General features: G+C 61.2%; 19 protein-coding genes and 3 pseudogenes. 16 read left to right on the top strand and 6 right to left on the bottom strand.

The features are described from left to right. Positions 1-136 precede the first annotated feature (136 nt). Positions 137-1,206: pseudogene (locus BKY27_RS15100) on the top strand (acyl-CoA dehydrogenase family protein); the annotation flags it as partial. Positions 1,207-1,224: 18 nt separating this feature from the next. Here the strand turns inward: BKY27_RS15100 and BKY27_RS15095 are convergent. Then, complete coding sequence (locus BKY27_RS15095) at positions 1,225-2,391, bottom strand: CaiB/BaiF CoA transferase family protein (RefSeq protein WP_071675320.1); 1,167 nt, start codon at positions 2,389-2,391, stop codon at positions 1,225-1,227. Then, on the bottom strand, positions 2,388-3,554 hold the full coding sequence (locus tag BKY27_RS15090) for a CaiB/BaiF CoA transferase family protein (protein ID WP_071675319.1): 1,167 nt from the start codon (positions 3,552-3,554) through the stop codon (positions 2,388-2,390). The genes BKY27_RS15095 and BKY27_RS15090 overlap by 4 nt, the downstream gene beginning before the upstream one ends. Before the next feature lie 96 nt (positions 3,555-3,650). On the opposite strand from BKY27_RS15090, the gene BKY27_RS15085 reads away from it, so the two are divergent. The 10 genes from BKY27_RS15085 to BKY27_RS15040 all read left to right on the top strand — a co-directional run bounded on the left by BKY27_RS15085 (position 3,651) and on the right by BKY27_RS15040 (position 12,770). Continuing rightward, positions 3,651-4,034, top strand: a complete 384-nt coding sequence (locus tag BKY27_RS15085) for a Zn-ribbon domain-containing OB-fold protein (RefSeq protein WP_071675318.1) — start codon at positions 3,651-3,653, stop codon at positions 4,032-4,034. 3 nt (positions 4,035-4,037) lie between these two features. Further along, entirely contained in the window at positions 4,038-5,189 is a 1,152-nt protein-coding gene (locus tag BKY27_RS15080; RefSeq protein WP_071675317.1) for a thiolase, read from the top strand. 23 nt (positions 5,190-5,212) lie between these two features. Continuing rightward, positions 5,213-6,070 (top strand): MaoC/PaaZ C-terminal domain-containing protein, encoded by an 858-nt coding sequence (locus BKY27_RS15075; protein WP_199559113.1) that lies wholly within the window; start codon positions 5,213-5,215, stop codon positions 6,068-6,070. 10 nt (positions 6,071-6,080) lie between these two features. Beyond that, complete coding sequence (locus tag BKY27_RS15070; RefSeq protein ID WP_071675316.1) at positions 6,081-7,217, top strand: CaiB/BaiF CoA transferase family protein; 1,137 nt, start codon at positions 6,081-6,083, stop codon at positions 7,215-7,217. Between the two features lie 66 nt (positions 7,218-7,283). Beyond that, on the top strand, positions 7,284-8,003 hold the full coding sequence (locus BKY27_RS15065) for a transglutaminase-like domain-containing protein (RefSeq protein WP_071675315.1): 720 nt from the start codon (positions 7,284-7,286) through the stop codon (positions 8,001-8,003). Continuing rightward, positions 8,000-8,449: a MaoC family dehydratase gene (locus tag BKY27_RS15060; protein WP_071675314.1), complete on the top strand. Its 450-nt coding sequence runs from the start codon at positions 8,000-8,002 to the stop codon at positions 8,447-8,449. Before BKY27_RS15065 ends, BKY27_RS15060 begins: the two co-directional genes overlap by 4 nt. Further along, a complete protein-coding gene (locus BKY27_RS15055; RefSeq protein WP_071675313.1) occupies positions 8,436-9,560 on the top strand; it encodes an acyl-CoA dehydrogenase family protein in 1,125 nt (374 codons plus the stop codon). Before BKY27_RS15060 ends, BKY27_RS15055 begins: the two co-directional genes overlap by 14 nt. Further along, on the top strand, positions 9,557-10,708 hold the full coding sequence (locus BKY27_RS15050) for an acyl-CoA dehydrogenase family protein (protein WP_071675312.1): 1,152 nt from the start codon (positions 9,557-9,559) through the stop codon (positions 10,706-10,708). The genes BKY27_RS15055 and BKY27_RS15050 overlap by 4 nt, the downstream gene beginning before the upstream one ends. A gap of 28 nt (positions 10,709-10,736) precedes the next feature. Further along, positions 10,737-11,546, top strand: coding sequence for an enoyl-CoA hydratase/isomerase family protein (locus tag BKY27_RS15045; protein WP_071675311.1), 810 nt, complete (start codon positions 10,737-10,739; stop codon positions 11,544-11,546). Positions 11,547-11,573: 27 nt separating this feature from the next. After that, complete coding sequence (locus BKY27_RS15040; protein ID WP_233491855.1) at positions 11,574-12,770, top strand: phenylacetate--CoA ligase family protein; 1,197 nt, start codon at positions 11,574-11,576, stop codon at positions 12,768-12,770. 181 nt (positions 12,771-12,951) lie between these two features. Here the strand turns inward: BKY27_RS15040 and BKY27_RS15035 are convergent, their stop codons facing one another. Both BKY27_RS15035 and BKY27_RS15030 read right to left on the bottom strand, forming a co-directional pair. Beyond that, the gene (locus BKY27_RS15035; RefSeq protein ID WP_233491854.1) at positions 12,952-13,293 is read right to left on the bottom strand and encodes a hypothetical protein; all 342 of its coding nucleotides are present in this window, start codon (positions 13,291-13,293) and stop codon (positions 12,952-12,954) included. After that, positions 13,248-13,468, bottom strand: a pseudogene (locus BKY27_RS15030) (transposase domain-containing protein); the annotation flags it as partial. The gene BKY27_RS15035 and the pseudogene BKY27_RS15030, both read right to left, overlap by 46 nt. Before the next feature lie 177 nt (positions 13,469-13,645). On the opposite strand from BKY27_RS15030, the gene BKY27_RS19780 reads away from it, so the two are divergent. Genes BKY27_RS19780 through BKY27_RS20665 form a run of 5 tightly spaced genes read left to right on the top strand, consistent with a single transcriptional unit; the run spans position 13,646 to position 16,598 of the window. Next, positions 13,646-14,521: a hypothetical protein gene (locus BKY27_RS19780; RefSeq protein ID WP_084667991.1), complete on the top strand. Its 876-nt coding sequence runs from the start codon at positions 13,646-13,648 to the stop codon at positions 14,519-14,521. After that, complete coding sequence (locus BKY27_RS15025; RefSeq protein ID WP_084667990.1) at positions 14,425-14,637, top strand: tyrosine-type recombinase/integrase; 213 nt, start codon at positions 14,425-14,427, stop codon at positions 14,635-14,637. Before BKY27_RS19780 ends, BKY27_RS15025 begins: the two co-directional genes overlap by 97 nt. After that, the gene (locus tag BKY27_RS15020) at positions 14,634-15,596 is read left to right on the top strand and encodes a tyrosine-type recombinase/integrase (protein ID WP_071675308.1); all 963 of its coding nucleotides are present in this window, start codon (positions 14,634-14,636) and stop codon (positions 15,594-15,596) included. Before BKY27_RS15025 ends, BKY27_RS15020 begins: the two co-directional genes overlap by 4 nt. Next, on the top strand, positions 15,589-16,206 hold the full coding sequence (locus tag BKY27_RS20265; RefSeq protein ID WP_199559112.1) for a tyrosine-type recombinase/integrase: 618 nt from the start codon (positions 15,589-15,591) through the stop codon (positions 16,204-16,206). The genes BKY27_RS15020 and BKY27_RS20265 overlap by 8 nt, the downstream gene beginning before the upstream one ends. Further along, entirely contained in the window at positions 16,176-16,598 is a 423-nt protein-coding gene (locus tag BKY27_RS20665; RefSeq protein WP_407668421.1) for a tyrosine-type recombinase/integrase, read from the top strand. The genes BKY27_RS20265 and BKY27_RS20665 overlap by 31 nt, the downstream gene beginning before the upstream one ends. A 96-nt stretch (positions 16,599-16,694) precedes the next feature. Here BKY27_RS20665 and BKY27_RS20390 read toward each other — a convergent pair. After that, positions 16,695-17,048 (bottom strand): annotated as a pseudogene (locus BKY27_RS20390) (IS66 family transposase); the annotation flags it as partial. A 47-nt stretch (positions 17,049-17,095) separates the two neighbouring features. Then, positions 17,096-17,935, bottom strand: coding sequence for an FAS1-like dehydratase domain-containing protein (locus BKY27_RS15005; RefSeq protein ID WP_071675306.1), 840 nt, complete (start codon positions 17,933-17,935; stop codon positions 17,096-17,098). Between the last annotated feature and the right edge of the window lie 6 nt (positions 17,936-17,941).

The raw sequence follows: 17,941 nt of genomic DNA, 5'->3' as shown, positions 1-17,941 counted from the left end.
CCTCGTGCTCGGCCAGGATGCCGATGATCTGCTCGTCCGTGAATCTCGTTCGCTTCATTGTCCGTCCTCAGGTTGGGTCGGACTCTAATCGACGGTGGAGGAAAAATCCCGTGGCAGGTCACGCCTGCGCCTGACGCTGGCCCCGAGTATCGAAAAATGGGCGGAGCAGGGCATTGTTGACCGCGACTTCTGGAGAACAGTCGGACAGCAAGGCGTCATGGGTGGCTCGATTGCCGAAGAATATGGCGGGTTCGGTGGCGGCATCGGGTTTGATGCGTTACCGTTTACGAGCGGGGACGCACCGGAGACACGGGTTGGGGCTATGGCATCCAGTCCATCGTAATCCACTATATCTACGCCTATGGCAGCGAAGAACAAAAGAAAAAGTGGTTGCCGAAGCTAGTCAGCGGCGACAGTGTCGCGGCCATCGCGATGACCGAGCCGGGAACGGGCTCTGACCTCCAGAACGTCCAGACCCATGCGGAAAAGGATGGCAACCATTACAAGATCAACGGCTCGAAGATCTTTATCACCAACGGACATACAGCCGATCTGGTAGTCGTCGTGGCAAAGACCGACCGCAGCGCTGGCGCCAAGGGCGTTTCGCTGATCGTTCTGGAAACCGAGGACGCCGTAGGGTTTCGTAGGGGACGGAACCTGAAGAAGTTGGGCATGAAGGGATCGGATACGGCCGAGCTGTTCTTCGAGGATGTGTGCGTGCCGACGGCGAACCTGCTTGGCCCAGAAGAGGGGCAGGGTTTCTACCAGTTGATGAAGCAGCTGCCATGGGAGCGGCTGATGATCGGCGTTACCGCGCTTGGGTTCATTGACTTTGCCATCGCTGAAACTGTGAAATATGTTCAGGACCGCAAAGCATTCGGCAAGCGGATCATGGATTTCCAGAACACACGCTTCAAATTGGCGGAATGCAAGACCAAGGCCGAATTGCTGCGCTCCTTCGTCAATGACGGGCTCGCGCGTCTCGAAACCGGCGAACTTGATGCGGCCACGGCCTCGATGGCGAAATGGTGGGGCAGCCAAATGCAAAACGAGGTCATGCATGAATGCCTTCAACTGCACGGCGGTTATGGCTTCATGATGGAATACCCGATCGCGCGCCTTTATGCCGACAGCCGGGTCCAGATGATCTATGGCGGCACCAACGAAATAATGAAGGAACTGATCGCACGTTCGCTGGATGTTTGATCCGTCCGGTGCAGGGGGTTATTTTTCACCCGGCCCGAATATCTCTTCGTCGTGCTCCCCCAGCCGGGGGGCAGGGCGGTGGTCATGTCGCGCCGGTGTCGCCGAGAACCGGATCGGCGGGCGTGTCGTCCAGATGGCACCTTCGCTCGGGTGATCCATCTGCTGAAAAAACCCGGTCGCGACAAGGTGGGGGTCGTTCGGCAAATCCGACAGGTTATTCACCGGCATGGCGGGGATGTCGGCGTCCTCCATCAGGGCAAGCCAGTCATCCGTTGTCCGGGTCAACGCAATCTGCGCCACCATGTCGTAGACCGCGCCGATGTTGCGGCTGCGCGCATCCATGTCAGTGACCCAAACGTGGTCGATCATCTCATCGCGTCCGACCGCCTTGAAGAAGCGCGCCCACTGCACGTTGGTGTAGGGCAGAATTGTGATATAGCCGTCCGCCGTCCGAACCGGGCGCCTGTGCGGAACCAGCATCCTTGCATAGCCGAAATCCTTCGGGCTTTCTTCGAAGGTGGCGCCATCCAAATGTTCGACCATTAGAAACGATGCCAGGGTCTCGAACATCGGGACTTCGACATGCTGGGCTTCACCCGTGTGCTCGCGGTGGAACAGGGCCGCCATGACGGCATAGGCGGCTGTCACGCCACCAAGCTTGTCGGCGAGGATCGTCGGAGCATAAGCAGGCGGAGCCTTGGGGTCGCGCAATGTTGCCAAGCTGGCCAGGCCCGAAACCGACTGGACGGAATCGTCAAACGCGGGCTTGGCGGCATAGGGCCCGTCCTGCCCGAACCCAGTGACAGATACCGTGATCAGGTTTGGGTTTTCGTGGCGCAGGGTTTGGGGATCAAGCGACAGGCGCGCAAGCGCCGCGGGCCGGATGCTTGAAATCATTACATCGGCATCGGAGAGCAGTTTGCGCAGCCGGTCGCGGCCGGATTGCGTTTTCAGGTCGAGCACAACGCTGCGCTTGTTGCGGTTGGTCCCCAGAAAGGCGGCCCCCATCAGCTTGTTGCGGGACGGCTGGACCTGGCGCAAAAGATCTCCCTCGGGGCCTTCCACCTTGATCACATCGGCCCCCAGATCGCCCAGCATTTGCGTGGCCAAAGGACCGAAAACCACAGAAGTAAGATCGACAATCTTCACGCCATCAAGGATCGCGGGTTTCTGCGCAGCGGTCATTTATGCGCGTATCCTGTTCTATGACGAGGGTCGAACTCGGCGCGGATGGCTTTGCCGTCCGCGTCAAAAGCAGGGCAAGGGCCAAGTGTCGTCTCTCCGGCGCTGCGCCGGATCGGGGGAGCAGGGACGTTGATTTCGCCAGAGGGCGTGCTGATGACGGACCGGTCGAGCTGGGGGTGGTCGGACAGGGAGGCCACGTCGTTGACTGCCCCGAATGCAATGCCCGCAGCATCGAGCCGCTTCAGCATCTCGACGCGGTCATGCGAGGCGAACACGGTCTTAATGAGCGCTTCGAGCGCGGGCTTGTTGTCAATTCGCGCCGTGTTGTCATGAAACCGGGGGTCGGCTGCCAGAGTTGCATCGCCCAGTATGTGTTCACTGAACCGTTGCCATTCGCCGCTGTGCTGCACGGTAATGACGACAAGCTGACCGTCCTTGCACTCATAGGCGCCGTAGGGGCAGATCACCGTATGGTTCAGACCGACGCGGGGCGTCGGTTTGCCAAGATAGTCGTGATAGAGCAGCGGAACCGACATCCAGTCGGCCATCACGTCGAACATGGCCACCGAAACGCCGCTACCTTTGCCGGTGCGCTCACGCCCGATCAGCGCTTCGCAGATCCCGGCATGGGCTGTCATGCCCGTGGCGATGTCGCATACCGACACGCCAACCCGCCCCGGCCCGTCCGGCGTGCCGGTCACCGATGCCAGGCCGCTTTCGCATTGCACCAGAAGGTCATAGGCCTTGGCGTTGCGCCTCGGGCCGTCTTCGCCGTATCCGGTGATGTCGCAAGTCACGAGACGCGGGAACCTCTCTCGCAGACTCGCGGAATCCAGACCCAGCTTTGCCAGGGCGCCCGGCAAAAGATTTTGAATGAACACATCCGCGTTTTCCAGCATTTTCAGCAGGATATCGCGATCTTCTGCTGCTTTGATATCCAGTGCGACCGATTCCTTGCCCCGGTTTAGCCATGTAAAATAGGCGCTTTCGCCGTTGGCGGCAGTATCATAGGCGCGCGCGAAATCGCCCACGCCCTTGCGTTCGACCTTGATCACCCGCGCACCGGCATCGGCAAGCCGCGAAGAGCAAAAGGGCGCCGCCACCGCCTGTTCGAGCGCGATGACGAGCTTGCCGGAAAGGGGGGCTGAACTTGAATCTGACATGGCGTTCTCTCAAGTGAACCTATGGGATTGACAAAATCTAACAGCTGTTAGAAATATTATCAATACGATTAACCAGGAATGGACCATTTGAGGAGAATGCCGGTGCCGGACGCCACAGGACCAGACCAGATATTCCAACGCGCGCTGACAAACGGGGAGATCATGCTGCCCAGGTGCGATGATTGCGGAGCCTATCATTTCTTTCCAAGGGTCCTGTGTCCGCACTGCCATGGGACCGCGATCTCTTGGCATCCCGCCAGCGGCAAGGGCCGGGTCCACACCACCACTGTCGTGCGTCAGAAGCCCGAGCGCGGCGGCGACTATAACGTGTGCGTGGTGGAACTGGAGGAAGGCGTTCGGATGATGAGCCGGGTCGAGGGCATTGCCCCCGGTGACATTGTCATCGACATGGCCGTGACCGCCTTCGTGGGCGGGGCCGAGGGCCAATCGGCCGTGTTGTTCAAACCGGCGGAGGTATAGGCCATGACCACCAAACTTCGGGGAAAATCCGCCATTGTGGGAACCGGGCACGCGGGTTTCGGCGAGGCGCATGGGCTGACGGCCTATGATGTCATGGCGCAATCCGCGCTTGCGGCACTTGGCGATGCGGGGCTGAAGCTGTCCGATGTGGACGGTCTGTTCTGCACCATGATGGAAGACAGCATGCCGGCGCTGATGGCGGCCGAATATCTGGGTATTCAGCCCCGCTTCATCGACGGCACCATGTCGGGCGGGTCGTCCTTCGTGAACTACCTGACCTCCGCCACAATGGCGCTGGAGGCTGGCCTGTGTGATGTGGCGCTGATTGTTTATGGCTCCAACCAGCGCACCGCGTCGGGCAGGCTGGTGACGGCCTCGCGCCCGCCCGCCTATGAGGCGCCCTATAATCCGCGATATCCGATTTCCGCCTATGCGATGGCGGCGGCACGGCACATGCATGAATTTGGCACCACCCGCGAACAGCTGGCCGATGTGGCCGTGGCCGCGCGGGCCTGGGCGCAGCACAACCCCGAGGCATTCGAGCGCGGCCCGCTCAGCCGCGAGGATGTTTTGGGCGCGCGTATGGTGGGCGATCCGTTGACTGTGCGCGATTGTTGTCTTGTCACCGATGGCGGCGGGGCGATCGTGATGGTTCGCGCCGACCGTGCCAGGGACTACCCTAAGGCCCCGGTTTACGTTTTGGGCAGCGCGGCGGAAAGCTCGCACCGGCAAATATCGCAGATGAAGGATTTCACCGTGACCGCCGCCCGCGAGTCGGGCGCACGCGCCTTTGCCGCGGCAGGCGTGTCGCCTTCGGACATTCAGGCGGTCGAGCTTTACGATGCGTTCACTATCAATACGATCCTATTTCTGGAAGATCTCGGCTTTTGTGCCAAGGGCGAGGGCGGTGCCTTTGTCGAGGGCGGGCGCATCGCGCCGGGCGGGGTCTTGCCGGTGAATACCAATGGCGGGGGTTTGTCCTGTGTGCATCCCGGCATGTATGGAATTTTCACCGTGATCGAGGCGGCGCGGCAGATCCGTGGTGATGCACCCGGCATTCAGTTGAAGGATGTCGACCTGGCGCTGGCGCATGGGAACGGCGGTGTGCTGTCCAGTCAGGTCACGGCAATCTTGGGTTCGCAAAACACGCTCTGACAGCGATCGACGGAGGAAAGATCATGCCATTGGATTTCGACGCGTTATCGAATTGGGACTTCGAAGAGATCAAGCAGACGCTGACCGAGCGGGATACGATCCTTTATGCGCTCGGCCTCGGGTTCGGCGAGGATCCGACCGACAGGAAAGAGTTGGCCTTCGTCTATGAAGATGGGCTGAGGGCCGTTCCCTCGATGGCGGTCACGATGGGGTATCCGGGCTTCTGGCTGCGCAACCCCAAGACCGGCGTGAACTGGCAGAAGGTGCTGCATGGTGAACAATGGCTGGACATCTACAAGCCGCTGCCGGTGAAGGGCAACATCATCGGCCGCAGCCGGATCGACTTTATTTCCGACAAGGGCGAGGGCAAGGGTGCCGTCATCTACCAGAGCCGTGAAATCATTGACGCGGACACCGGCGACAAGCTGGCTCGCGTGGCGATGTCGGCCTTCTGCCGCGGCGATGGCGGGTTCGGTGGCGAAAACAGGCCCGGCCCGGCCCCTGCGGCCTTGCCCGACCGCGCGCCCGATCATGTCTGCGATATCGAAACACTACCGCGCCAGGCGCTGATTTACCGCCTCAGCGGCGACTACAACCCGCTTCATGCCGACCCGGATGTGGCGCGTTCGGTCGGGTTCGACCGCCCGATCCTGCACGGCCTTGCGACCTATGGTCTGGCGGCGCGGGCGATCCTCAAATCGCTGCTCGATTATGACGCCGCCCGGCTTGTCGGGCTGGACGTGCGGTTTTCCGCTCCGGTCTATCCCGGCGAGACCGTGCGGTTTGAGATCTGGGAAGAGGGTGGCGAGGCCCGGTTCCGCGCTTCGATCCCGGCCCGCGACGTGGTGGTTCTAAACAACGGGGCTGCGCGTTTCGCGTGAGGGAGGGACGATGACACAGCCGCTCAAGGATATTCTGGTGCTGGATTTCAGTACCCTTCTTCCCGGCCCAATGGCCACGCTCATGTTATCCGAAGCCGGGGCCGAGGTTATCAAGTTCGAGCGTCCGGGCACGGGTGAGGATGCGCGCCTGACCGCGCCGAAAATAGACGGGGAGAGCATTGGCTTCGCTGTTTTGAATCACGGTAAGCGGTCGGTGGCAATCGACCTCAAGTCAAAGGGCGCAATGAATGTTCTGCGCCCTTTGCTTGAAAAGGCCGATGTTCTGGTAGAGCAATTTCGCCCCGGAGTGATGGATCGGCTCGGTCTGGGATACGAGGCCGTGCGCGAGATCAATCCCGGCCTCATCTACTGTTCGATTACCGGCTATGGACAGACCGGCCCGAAGGCTTCGACTGCCGGGCACGATCTCAATTATGTGGGCGATTCGGGTATCCTGTCGCTGAGCCGGGGCCCGGATGCCCAGCCAACCATACCCTTCGGGCTGGTCGCTGATATCGGGGGCGGAACCTATCCGGCGGTGGTGAATATCCTGCTGGCCCTGATTGCGCGGCAGGCAAGTGGTCAGGGGACGCATCTGGATATCGCCATGTCCGAGGGGGCGTTTGCCTTTGCCTACTGGGCCCATGCCGAAGCTGTGATCGCCGGGCAGAACATCGAAAGCGGCCACAGCCGCCTGACAGGCGGTCTGGCCCGGTATCGGCTGTATACGGCTGCGGATGGACGTCAGATTGCCGTTGGCGCGTTGGAAGAAAAGTTCTGGCAGTCGTTCTGCGATGTCATCGGCCTGCCGCAGGAGCTTCGTGATGACTGGTCCGACCCCAATGCCAGTGTTGCGGAAGTGACGCGCCGTCTGAGCGACCAGCCCTCGACCCATTGGGAGTCTTTGCTGGCCGCGGCGGACTGTTGTTGTTCCGTCGTGAAAACGCCCGCCGAAGCTGCGGCCGATCCGCATTTCATCGCGCGCGGCGTATTCGCGCGAAAGCTGAACATTTCCGGTCAGGAGGTACCGGCGCTGCCGCTGCCAATTGCGCCGGAATTCCGTGCCCCCGCAGGTTCGGCCGGACGTGCTGCGGCATTGGGGGAAGATAATACCCGCTTTGGCCAGAACTTGCGAAAGACAGAATAAATCTCGTTGACTCGCAGGTTTTCAGATTATAATCTAACACTTGTTAGAAAAAGATGGACAGATCCAATGGCCCAACCGCACGACGACCTGCCGATGGAAGCCGAGCGCTATGTCATGCCATCGCACTTTGTCGAAAGCGACAGCCTCGAAGTGCAGGGTTTCGTCACATCGGCTTTGCGCGATCTTCCTGTGGACGCGACCATTCGAGACAAGGCGATCCGCCTGTTCGAAGCGGTTCGCGACGATATCCGTTACGACCCGTATTGTTTTGCGCTGGATGAAGATTCCTACCGTGCCAGCCGGATCGCCGGGGCGGAGGCGGCCTTCTGCGTCCCCAAGGCAATCCTGCTTGCGGCCTGTCTGCGCGCCGTCGGTATCCCCGCCGCTTTGGGCTTCGCGGATGTGCGCAACCACCTGAATACACCCAAGCTGCAGGAGCTGATGGGGACCGATCTCTTTATCTATCACGGTTACGTTCAACTGTGGCTGGGTGGTGAATCCTACAAGGTCACGCCCGCTTTCAACATAGAGATGTGTGAAAGATTTGGGGTCAAGCCTCTGGTCTTTGACGGCTATCATGATGCTCTTTTCCACGAGTTCGACGAGCAGGACCAGCGCCACATGGAATATGTGAACGACCGGGGTCTTTATGTCGATGCGCCGATGGGTGAGTTCCTGAAGGCCTTCAAGGAAACCTATCCGAAACTGGAGGAGTTCAGCCGCGTCCGGATTTCCAGGGATTCGAGCGGGTATGATCCCGCTTTTGCAGCGGAGCCAGCGACGTGAAGTATCTGGAAGATTTCGCACCCGGCCAGGTGTTTCACTTTCGCAGCGCCCCGATGAGCGCACAGTCCATAAAGGCCTTTGCCCAGGAGTGGGACCCGCAACGGCTGCACACCGACGAAGACTATGCGACCGCGATACATGGCAGCCTGATCGCCTCGGGGTTTCAGACCGTGCTTGAGGTGTTCAAACCTGTCGTGACGGATTTGATGACCGGCGTGGCGAACATAGGCGGCATGGGCTTAGACAATTTGCGCTGGCTGCTGCCTGTCCGCCCGGATGAACCCCTCGATATCGATGTGACGATCAACTCGGTCACGCCGTCCAAAAGCAAGCCCGACCGAGGTGTTTTGCACTATACGCTCAGCGCCAGGAACCCCAAGGGCGAGGTCGTTCTTTCAGCTGACGTCCCCTTGATGATGAAGCGAAAACGAAATGACACAGACTGATATGCTTTCCAGCGACCAGGAAGACCTTCGCCTGCTGCGCGAGAGCGCACGCACCCTGTTTGAACGGGCTGGCGGAAGTGGAAGGGCCAGAAAACTGCGTGACGCCAGTGGCGGCTGGGATTCGGACATGATCGGTGAACTGGCTGGGGCCGGCGTTTTTGGCGTGACGGTGCCCGAAGCAAATGGCGGGCTTGGCATGGGCCTCGCCGCCGGTGGTGTCATCGCCGAGGAAGTCGGCCGCGTGATCGCCCCGGAGCCGGTGGTGTTGACGATCGGGCTGAGCCTCGGCCTTCTGCGTCGCCTTCGCCCGGATCATCCGAAGATGGAGCAGCTCATCAACGGCGAAACTAATTTGGCGGTGGCCTGGCAGGAACGCGGCCCGGGCGGAGCGCCCGCTGATGCGACATGCCGCTACGTAGACGGAAAATTGACCGGCAACAAAGCCTGGGTTGTAGGCGCGGCCGGGTCGCATGGATTCCTTGTCGTGGCCGAGGGGGGCGCGGGTCCGGTTCTCGTCCTGACCGAGGCCACCGCGGCCGGACTTTCCGTCGACAAGCGCGTGCAGGCCGACGGCAGTTCGCTGGGCGAGCTTTCGTTTTCCGGAACTCCGGCAGAGCAACTGGCTGAGGGTTCCGCGGTCCAGGATGCGCTCACCGAGGCGATCAGCGATGCAACGGCCCTGGCCGCGGCAGAGCTTGTCGGCCTGAGCCAGCGCGCCTTCGAGATTACGCTCGACTACATCAAGACCCGCGAGCAATTCGACAAGCCCATCGGGTCGTTCCAGGTCATTCAGCACCGCGCCGTGGATCTGAATGTCATGCTTGAGGTTGCACAAGCGTGCGTTCGCGAAGTTCTGGCCCAGATGGATTGCGAAACGGTTCCGAAGATCCGCGCGCGGCTGGCAAGCCGTGCCAAGGCGCGCGCTGTCACGGCCGCAAAGAAGATCACGCGCGACGCGATTCAGCTGCACGGGGCGGTCGGCTATACTGACGAATTCGAGATCGGGCTTTATCTGAACCGGGCGCTGGTGCTGTCGGCCTGGCTGGGCGATGACGCATATCACAGGCGGATTTGGCTCGACGCGCGCGAAGAAGAGGGGGCCGCACAATGACCGACTGGAACGCTATGAGCGATGCAGAGTTCCGAAAAGAGGTGCACCAGTTCTTCGAGACGGAATACCCCGAAGAACTGCGCCATCTGCCACATCGCCCGAAATTCGCCGAGATCGAACATTGGCATCGCAAGCTTCACGCCAAGGGCTGGGTCGCGCCGGCTTGGCCCGCGGAATACGGCGGTATGGGGCTGAACGCCGCCAAGCTGCTGATCTTCTACGAAGAGCAGCAGCGCGGGGGTGTCAACCGTGGCCGAGACATGGGTGTGCAGATGGTCGGCCCCCTGATCATCAAGTTTGGCACTCAGAAACAAAAAGACTATTGGCTGCCACGTATTTTGAGCTGCGAAGACATCTGGTGCCAGGGCTACTCCGAGCCCGGCGCCGGGTCCGATCTGGCCAACCTGCGCACGCGCGCCGAGTTTGACGGAGACGATTTCGTCATCAATGGCCAGAAGATCTGGACCACGATGGCGCATGATGCCACGCACATCTTCATGCTGGTTCGGACCGATCCGAACGCGCCGAAGAAGCAGCAGGGCATCAGCTTCCTGCTCGCTCCGATGGATCAGCCCGGTGTCGATGTGCGCACGATCACAACACTGTCCGGTGAGACGGAGTTTTGCGAAGTCTTCTTCGACAATGCCCGTACCCCTCGCGAGAACCTTGTGGGCGAGTTGAACAAGGGTTGGAGCATGGCCAAGGCGCTCCTGAGCTTTGAGCGCATCTTCATCGGCTCGCCCGGCCTGGCCCAGAACGCGTTGGGGCAGCTTGAGAGCTTCGCCCGTGGCCGTGGCGCTTTTGACGATCCGGTGTTCCGCGACCGTTTTGCCCAAGCCGCGCTCGACGTCGAAGACCACGCGGCGCTTTATGCCCGTTTTGCGGATCAGCTCAGGCGTGGCGAGACGCTGGGCGCCGATGTCTCGATGCTCAAGATCTGGGTGACCGAGTGCTTTCAGCGCATCACCGAACTGATGATCGAGGCCGCCGGCCCCGATGGCGGCACCGTCGGCCCGCTTCAGGTTGGCAATGTAAATGTCGATGTCCTTGCGAGCTTCTACAAGGCTAGACCGACGACGATCTATGGCGGATCGAACGAGATCCAGCGAAACATCCTGTCCAAGGCCGTCCTCGGATTGCCTGACTGAACCTAATACCCTGAGGAGGAAAAGAACCATGTCCGATCGTTACGCAAAATATCACAAGATGAAATTCGACTACCCGGCTGATCGCGTCCTGCGCATCACGTTCGACCGCCCTGAGTCCTTCAATTCCGTAGATGCGGAAACCCACACCCAAATGACCGACATGTGGCTCGACATCGACCGCGACCAGGACATCAGTGTGGTCATCGTGACCGGCGCGGGCAAGGCGTTTTCTGCTGGCGGCGATTTCAGCCTGATCGAAAACATGATCGGCAATTCGTACGAGATTATGAAGACGTGGAAAGAGGCCAAAGACCTCGTCTACAACATCATCAACTGCAACAAGCCGATTATTTCCGCCATCAACGGCCCTGCCGCCGGTGCCGGCCTTGTGGTGGCCATCCTGGCCGACATCTCGATCGCCGGGAAAAAGGCCAAGATCGTTGACGGTCACCCGCGACTGGGCGTTGCCGCAGGCGACGTCGCCGCGATCATCTGGCCGCTGCTGACCTCGATGGCCAAGGCGAAATATTATCTGATGACTTGCAAGCCGGTTTCGGGCGAAGAGGCCGAGCGCATCGGCCTTGTGTCCATGTGCGTCGAGGATGACGTGTTGCAGCAGACCGCTTTGGACACGGCCGTCGAGCTGGCCAACGGCTCGCAAAGCGCGATCCGCTGGACCAAATATTCGCTGAACAACTGGCTTCGCCAGGCTGGGCCGATCTTCGATGCCTCGACTGCGCTTGAAATGCTCGGGTTCATGGGCGAAGACGTCAAGGAAGGGGTGCTGTCGCATCGCGAGAAGCGCGCGCCGAACTTCCGCAAGGACTGCCCGCTTTAAGCCACGACTGAACAGGGAGGCATGGTCATGTCTGAAGACATCTACAAGGACATAGCTCAGGCCTATGCCGCCGCCGCCGAAAGGGCCCCTGGGCTGAAATCACGATTTGCGGCTGCCGGATTCGATCCGGCGACCGTCAGGTCTCTGGCAGATCTGTCACGGCTGCCGGTGATGAAGAAGGAAGAACTTCTCAAGCTCCAGCGCGCCAACCCACCCTTCGGCGGGTTTCTCGCTGCCGATCTAAGGGATGTCGGCCGGATCTACGTGTCGCCCGGCCCGATCTTCGAGCCGTCGCTTTCGGGCGGCGGTGGCCACGGCTTGGACCTGCTGTTCAGATCGGCCGGCGTGGGTGCGGGCGACATCATCCTGAACACATGGATGTATCACCTCGTGCCGGCGGGGCTTTTGTTCGACGAAGCGGCACAGGCCGCCGGGGCCACCGTAATTCCCGGCGGCGTCGGCAATACCGAACTTCAGGCGCAGATCATCGTCGAAACCGGCGTCACTTCGATCTGCGCATCCACCGCGTTTTTCCTGACGCTGGCGGGCAAGGTGCTCGAAACCTATGGCCGCGACGCCTGGAAGGTGAAAACGGCCTTCCTCGGTGGTGAGATGGGCGACTGGATGGCCAAGCGCCGCCGGATCGAGGCAGACTATGGCGTGTCGACCTGGGCTGCCTATGCCACTGCGGATCTGGGCCTTGTCGGCTATGAGGATGGCGGCGATGGCTATGTGGTTCATCCCGACCGCGTGGTGCAAATCTGCGATCCGGTCAGTGGAGAACAGGTCGCTCACGGGGAACCGGGTGAGGTTGTTGTGACCGCGCGCGATGCCAGCTGGCCGATGATTCGGTTTGGCACCGGCGACAGTGCCTTTGCGCTGGAGAGCAACGCGGATGGCACCGTCAGCCGGATTTCCGCACTGCAGGGCCGGGTCGGCGCAGCGGTCAAAGTGCGCGAGATTTTCGTTTATCCGCGCGTGATCGAAGAAGTTGTCATCGGTACGCCGGGCGCAAGGGCCGCGCAGGCCGTGGTAGCGCGCGAGAACGATCGCGACATGATCCGCCTCTCGCTTGTGCTGGAAGACGGTGCCGACGCTTCTGCTGCGGAAACAGCCGCGGCAGAGACCTTCAAGCTGCATGCACGAATCCGCGCCGACGAGGTGAGTATTGTTTCGGAACTGCCCGAAAATGCAGAACTGATCATCAACCAAAAAGACGGCTGAGATCGCTTCCCGATCATCTGCGACAACCGCAAAAACGGAGTAAGCATTCGACGAGAGCCGCGGCTACGCGGCCTTGATAGCTTCAACTTCAGCCTTCCAGTGCCATGGGAGCAGCTCATGCACACGCGAGACAGTGATGTTTGGAAGGCGGACAAGCACATCGGCCGTAACCGGCCGGTTGTTACCGCGGTGATTGGGCCTTGATGCGGGCGACGAGGTCTGGGTCATCCACGAAGTCGTCGAGGAACTGGTGCCAGGTTTGCGTTGTAATGCGTGCGGCCCTGATCATGTCCCTTAGCTCTTCGATGCCGTCATCGGTCAGCGCCGTGATGGTTTCATCCGGGCCTGTATAAACGCTGATGATGGATCCATAGGTCAGGTTGTCGTCGTTATAGACGATGGCCTCCAGAAGTTCGGGGTCCTCGCCCAGCATCTTGGCAACGTAGTCGAGGGTGCAGATGTGGGTGACGGTGGCCATCAGGCAGCCTTGGCCTGCGGGGCTGTCAGCGGCGCCCAGTTCCATGGCAGCAGCTCGTCGAGGCGGTTAATCTTGTGATCGTGGATACGGTACGGCCCAGAATGTCGGTCAGATAGGCCTGCGGGTCGAGGCCATTCATCTTGGCGGTTTCGATAATGGTCATGGCGCGGGCGAGGGTTACTGCGCCGGTATCGGCCCCGGCGAAGAGCCAGTTTTTGCGATTATGCAGAGTTCTGCATAAGAGAAACTATGCGCACCAGGTGATTATGCGCAGTCCGCCGAGGGAAGCGCCGCGTTTCCTGTGGTTGAGCTGAGCGAGGGTGGCCACGCAGACGGCTACGTTCTGAACATAATCCTGATCTCCTCCCGGGCTCGTTCAGCCCGACAGGAGGTCAACATGTCCAAGGTGATCGTCGTCCATTCGCAGCCCCGCATGTGGCTGGAGGACAGCGTTCTTCAGCCGTACGTTTCGCGATTTGGCGCGCACCTGCGCCGTGGGCGGTATGCCCCGAACACCCAGCGTGTCTATTTGTGCTGCGTTGCGCACTTCGCCCATTGGCTGACCGGCGAACGATGCGGCCTGAGCTCGATCGGCGAGGCCTTGGGCGCGCGCTTCCTGGCAGAGCATATGCCAGCGTGCAGTTGTCCCTATCCGGTCCGGCGCTTGCGCCACGAGCTGCGAGCCGCACTCGCCCAGTTGCTGGAAGTGCTACGGGCCGATGGCGTGGGAGCGCTGGATCCCGCCTCGGAAACGGCCGTTGCGCAAGAGTTGGCGCGCTTTGACGCCCACATGCGTGATGTCTGGGGCCTGGCGGACAATACCCGCCGTCAGCGCAGTCGGATCGTCGGCGCGTTTCTGCTTGCCCATTTCGGCGACCAACCGATCACGATGTCGAAGATCAGCACCGCCTCTGTCCGGCGCTTCGTTCTCGGCCAGGATGGGCGCAGCGCCGGCTCCATCGGCGTGATCGACGGCGCCATCGGCTGCTATTTCCGGTTCCGCACCCTGTCCGACGACCGGGTCAGCGAACTGGCGGCCGGCATTCCGCGGGCGGCTCACTGGCGATTGGCATCCCTGCCGGAGGTTCTCACCGACACTGAGATCGACGAACTGCTGCGATCATTCGATGAGCCCTTTCCGTCGCGCCGGCGAAGGGCGTCGTCAAGCGCGCGGTTCTGGCGGGCTATCGAAGATGCGGATGGACCCGCACAGGAGTCCATATTCTGCGGCACAGCATGGCCAGCCGGCTTCTACGCACCGGCGCGCCGATGAAGGATATCGCCGACGTCCTGCGGCACCGCAGCCTCGACACGTCGGCGATCTACGCCAAGGTCGATCTGACCAAGCTCGCCGCGGTGGCCTTGCCCTGGCCGGGGAGCGCGTCATGACCGAGGCCCGCGCCACGCTCTCGCTGGCCGAGGATTACCTGACCGAGCGCCGTGCCTTGGGGTTCGACCTGCGCATTCCCGGCACCCAGATCACCGCTTTCGCCCGCTTCGTCGACGCGGTGGGCCATGCCGGCTCGCTGACGACCCGCATCACCCTGAATTGGGTGCAGGGTCATGCCAGGCACGCCAAGCCGTTTTCCTGGGCGCGCCGCCTGGACGTCCTTCGTCCATTCGCACGGTATTTGGCCCGGCTTGATCCGGCGACCGAGTTCCCGCAGACCGCAATCTTTGGCCGCTCGCATCGCCGCCTGGCGCCGCACATCTACATCGAGCAGGAGATCTGCGATCTCCTCGCTGCCGCCCGGCGCCTTGCCCCGCACAGTGGATTGCGACCAGCGACCTACGAGATGATCTTCGGATTGATCGCAGCCACCGGCCTGCGGCTCTCGGAAGCGCTCCACCTGCGATGCGGCGATGTCGATCTCGAACAGGGCGTCCTCACGGTCCGGAACACCAAGTTTCGCAAATCCAGACACGTGCCAGTGCATCCGACCGTGGCGGCGGCGCTGAACCGCTATCTGGCGGTGCGGTCACGTCACCGCACTACCGACCGGAATGCGCTGCTATTCCTGTCGTCATCGGGAGGGTTGTTGCCGAAGCGGACCATTCATGGGGTGTTCCAGCGGCTGCGAGGCGACCTCGGTTGGACGGTGCGTGGCGCCCATGCCCAGGCGCGCTTTCACGATCTGCGCCACACCTTCATCTGCCGTCGCGTCCAGCTTTGGCATGAGCACGGCGCCGATATCGGCAACGCCATGGCCGCGCTTTCAACCTATGGTGGCCACGCCAAGGTGTCCGACACTTACTGGTATCTTACCGGCGTTCCAGATCTGATGGCGATCGCCGGCGCGCGCTTCGAGCTCTTCTCGGCCATCGCCGGAGAGGGTCACCATGCCTGATCCGATCGCGACACCGACTTTCCCTACCTTGCACCAGCGCTTCTTCGTTGAGCACCTGCGCCACCAGCGAGCCGTCAGCCCGCGCACCATCGCCGCCTACCGCGACACGTTCCGACTGCTGCTCAGCTTTGCTGAGGCCAGTATTGGCAAGGCCCCGACCGCATTGGCTTTGGTCGATCTTGACGCCCGATTGATCCTCGGCTTCCTCGATCATCTGGAGAAGGAACGCAACAACGGCGCCCGCAGCCGAAACGCCCGTTTGGCGGCGCTCCGATCCTTCCTGAAGTATGCCGCCCATTACGACCTGACAGCGCTCGCTGTGATCGAGCAGGCGCTGGCCATCCCTATGAAGAGGTTTGACCGGCCGGTACTTGGGTTTCTGTCGCGCCAGGAGATGCAGGCGATCGTCGATGCGCCGGATCCTCGAACCTGGGCGGGACAGCGCGATCGAGCGCTTTTCAGTCTGATGTACAACACCGGCGCACGCGTGTCGGAGGCCATCGGTCTGCGCGTCGCGACGTCATCATCGATGGCACGACGACCGCGCACCTGCACGGCAAGGGGCGCAAGGAACGAAGCATGCCGCTCTGGCGATCAACAGCGTCGCTGATCCGGGGCTGGAAGCGCCAGCTGGAAAACACCGGGGATGACAATTTCCCGTTCCCAAGCCGGGGCGGAGAAAGGATGGCGCGATCGAACGTCACCCAACGCCTCGACCTGGCTGTCTCGGCCGCCGCGGAGCGTCATCCCCAACTCGCGCGACGCTCGATATCGCTGCATACAATCCGCCACACTACGGCGATGCATCTGCTGCAGTCCGGCGTCGACATCACCGTGATCGCCCTATGGCTGGGCCACGAGAGCCCCGCCACAACGCATATGTACCTCGAGGCCGATCTCTCAATGAAGGAGCGCACTCTCAACCGGCTGCAACCGGTTGGTGCGCGCCCCGGCCGGTATCGGCCCCCGGACCAGCTGATGCGGTTCCTTCAGAACCTTTGAATTATGCGCAGTTCGTCGTGCCGAAAATCGCTGGCGCGTCAGCCTTTCAGGCGCTTCCCTCGGCGAGCTGCGCACAATCACCTGGTGCGCATAATTGCGTCCAAGGGCAATTTCTCTGAGGGCGCGTTCGGCGGCGCTATTGGGCAGGCAGTTGCGCCCGTCGTCGAGGAACGCTGCGAATGCCGCCCACCGACCATGTTTGGGGGTGGTGAAGTAGTCGATGGCTTTGGCGACGCCGTTGTGTTTCGACAGCTTGCCGCGCTGTGCGATCAACGAGCTACGCAGACCTTCGACCAATGAGCGTGATCGTTCATGTCGCGCGGCCAAGCGTGTGCGTGTGCCTGCGTCCTTGCCGTTGATTTCACGCTCGATATCGAAGATCGCGTCGATCCGTTTCTCCGCTGTTTGCAACCTCGAATCAGAAGTCAACGGATTAGGGAATCCTGAACGTCAACAGCCCGTAGTCAGCAATTGAATCCATTACAAGAGAAGACCTATCAGACGGCCGCGTATTCTGCGGTAAAACTTCGAAGACCGTTTTGATCCTGACACCAGACTGTCCCGGAGGTTTCGGCCCCTTCTCTATGCAACTGCAATTCGCAGGGCAGGGTCAGCGGTGCAAGTCCCCGGAAAGAAAAACGGTGGGGCGACGTCTTCAAGGCTTCCGCCGCCAGATTCAGAAGCAGCGTCGCCTGCAATGGGCCATGTACAACGAGCCCGGAGTAGGCTTCGGTTTCGGTGGCGTAGACGTGGTCATAGTGGATGCGATGGGCATTAAACGTCAGCGCCGAATAGCGAAACAGCAGCACCGGATCCGGTGCAAGGCTCGATCTGAGCGTGGTGGGGTCACTCGCGTCAGGCGCGTTTTTGACCGGGCGGGGCGCGGAAATCTCACGATAGACAATCGATTGCTTCTCCCGAATACAAAGCCGGCCGCCGCTCGAATACTCGTGTTCTACGGTCACAAAGACCAACGTTCCGCTGCGGCCCTGCTTGGCCGTTATATCCCCGATCACCGAGCGGCGGGTGACGGTTTCGCCGATCTTCAGCGGCGTGAGATGTGTAACATCGCCGCCGGCCCACATGCGGGCGGGCAGCGGGACAGGGGGCAGAAACCCACCCCTTGCAGCATGGCCATCGTCTGACAGAGCGGCAGCTGGCACGGTATCAAGGGCAATACACCAATGAATCCCCAGCGGGACATCACCTGCTCCGCCGCAAAGATGCGGACCGAACGTGGCACGGAATTTGTCGATCAGACCGTGCGTCAGGACGTCTTCTTTGGTTTCAGTGCGTCCCAGCCAGGGTGCCAGCGCGTCAAGCTCGATCTCACTCATGGTCCC

Origin of the sequence: Nioella nitratireducens, assembly GCF_001879715.1 — a bacterium.
Taxonomy (GTDB): Bacteria; Pseudomonadota; Alphaproteobacteria; order Rhodobacterales; family Rhodobacteraceae; genus Nioella; species Nioella nitratireducens.
The sequence above is the reverse complement of the archived record's forward strand: the minus strand, read 5'-3'. Positions and strand labels throughout refer to the sequence as shown.

Coding starts and splice junctions, on each gene's coding strand:
- BKY27_RS15095 (WP_071675320.1), bottom strand. CDS start 2,391: ATGACCGCTGCGCAGAAACCCGCGATCCTTGATGGCGTGAAGATTGTC.
- BKY27_RS15090 (WP_071675319.1), bottom strand. CDS start 3,554: ATGTCAGATTCAAGTTCAGCCCCCCTTTCCGGCAAGCTCGTCATCGCG.
- BKY27_RS15085 (WP_071675318.1), top strand. CDS start 3,651: ATGCCGGTGCCGGACGCCACAGGACCAGACCAGATATTCCAACGCGCG.
- BKY27_RS15080 (WP_071675317.1), top strand. CDS start 4,038: ATGACCACCAAACTTCGGGGAAAATCCGCCATTGTGGGAACCGGGCAC.
- BKY27_RS15075 (WP_199559113.1), top strand. CDS start 5,213: ATGCCATTGGATTTCGACGCGTTATCGAATTGGGACTTCGAAGAGATC.
- BKY27_RS15070 (WP_071675316.1), top strand. CDS start 6,081: ATGACACAGCCGCTCAAGGATATTCTGGTGCTGGATTTCAGTACCCTT.
- BKY27_RS15065 (WP_071675315.1), top strand. CDS start 7,284: ATGGCCCAACCGCACGACGACCTGCCGATGGAAGCCGAGCGCTATGTC.
- BKY27_RS15055 (WP_071675313.1), top strand. CDS start 8,436: ATGACACAGACTGATATGCTTTCCAGCGACCAGGAAGACCTTCGCCTG.
- BKY27_RS15050 (WP_071675312.1), top strand. CDS start 9,557: ATGACCGACTGGAACGCTATGAGCGATGCAGAGTTCCGAAAAGAGGTG.
- BKY27_RS15045 (WP_071675311.1), top strand. CDS start 10,737: ATGTCCGATCGTTACGCAAAATATCACAAGATGAAATTCGACTACCCG.
- BKY27_RS15040 (WP_233491855.1), top strand. CDS start 11,574: ATGTCTGAAGACATCTACAAGGACATAGCTCAGGCCTATGCCGCCGCC.
- BKY27_RS15035 (WP_233491854.1), bottom strand. CDS start 13,293: ATGGAACTGGGCGCCGCTGACAGCCCCGCAGGCCAAGGCTGCCTGATG.
- BKY27_RS19780 (WP_084667991.1), top strand. CDS start 13,646: ATGTCCAAGGTGATCGTCGTCCATTCGCAGCCCCGCATGTGGCTGGAG.
- BKY27_RS15020 (WP_071675308.1), top strand. CDS start 14,634: ATGACCGAGGCCCGCGCCACGCTCTCGCTGGCCGAGGATTACCTGACC.
- BKY27_RS20265 (WP_199559112.1), top strand. CDS start 15,589: ATGCCTGATCCGATCGCGACACCGACTTTCCCTACCTTGCACCAGCGC.
- BKY27_RS20665 (WP_407668421.1), top strand. CDS start 16,176: ATGCCGCTCTGGCGATCAACAGCGTCGCTGATCCGGGGCTGGAAGCGC.
- BKY27_RS15005 (WP_071675306.1), bottom strand. CDS start 17,935: ATGAGTGAGATCGAGCTTGACGCGCTGGCACCCTGGCTGGGACGCACT.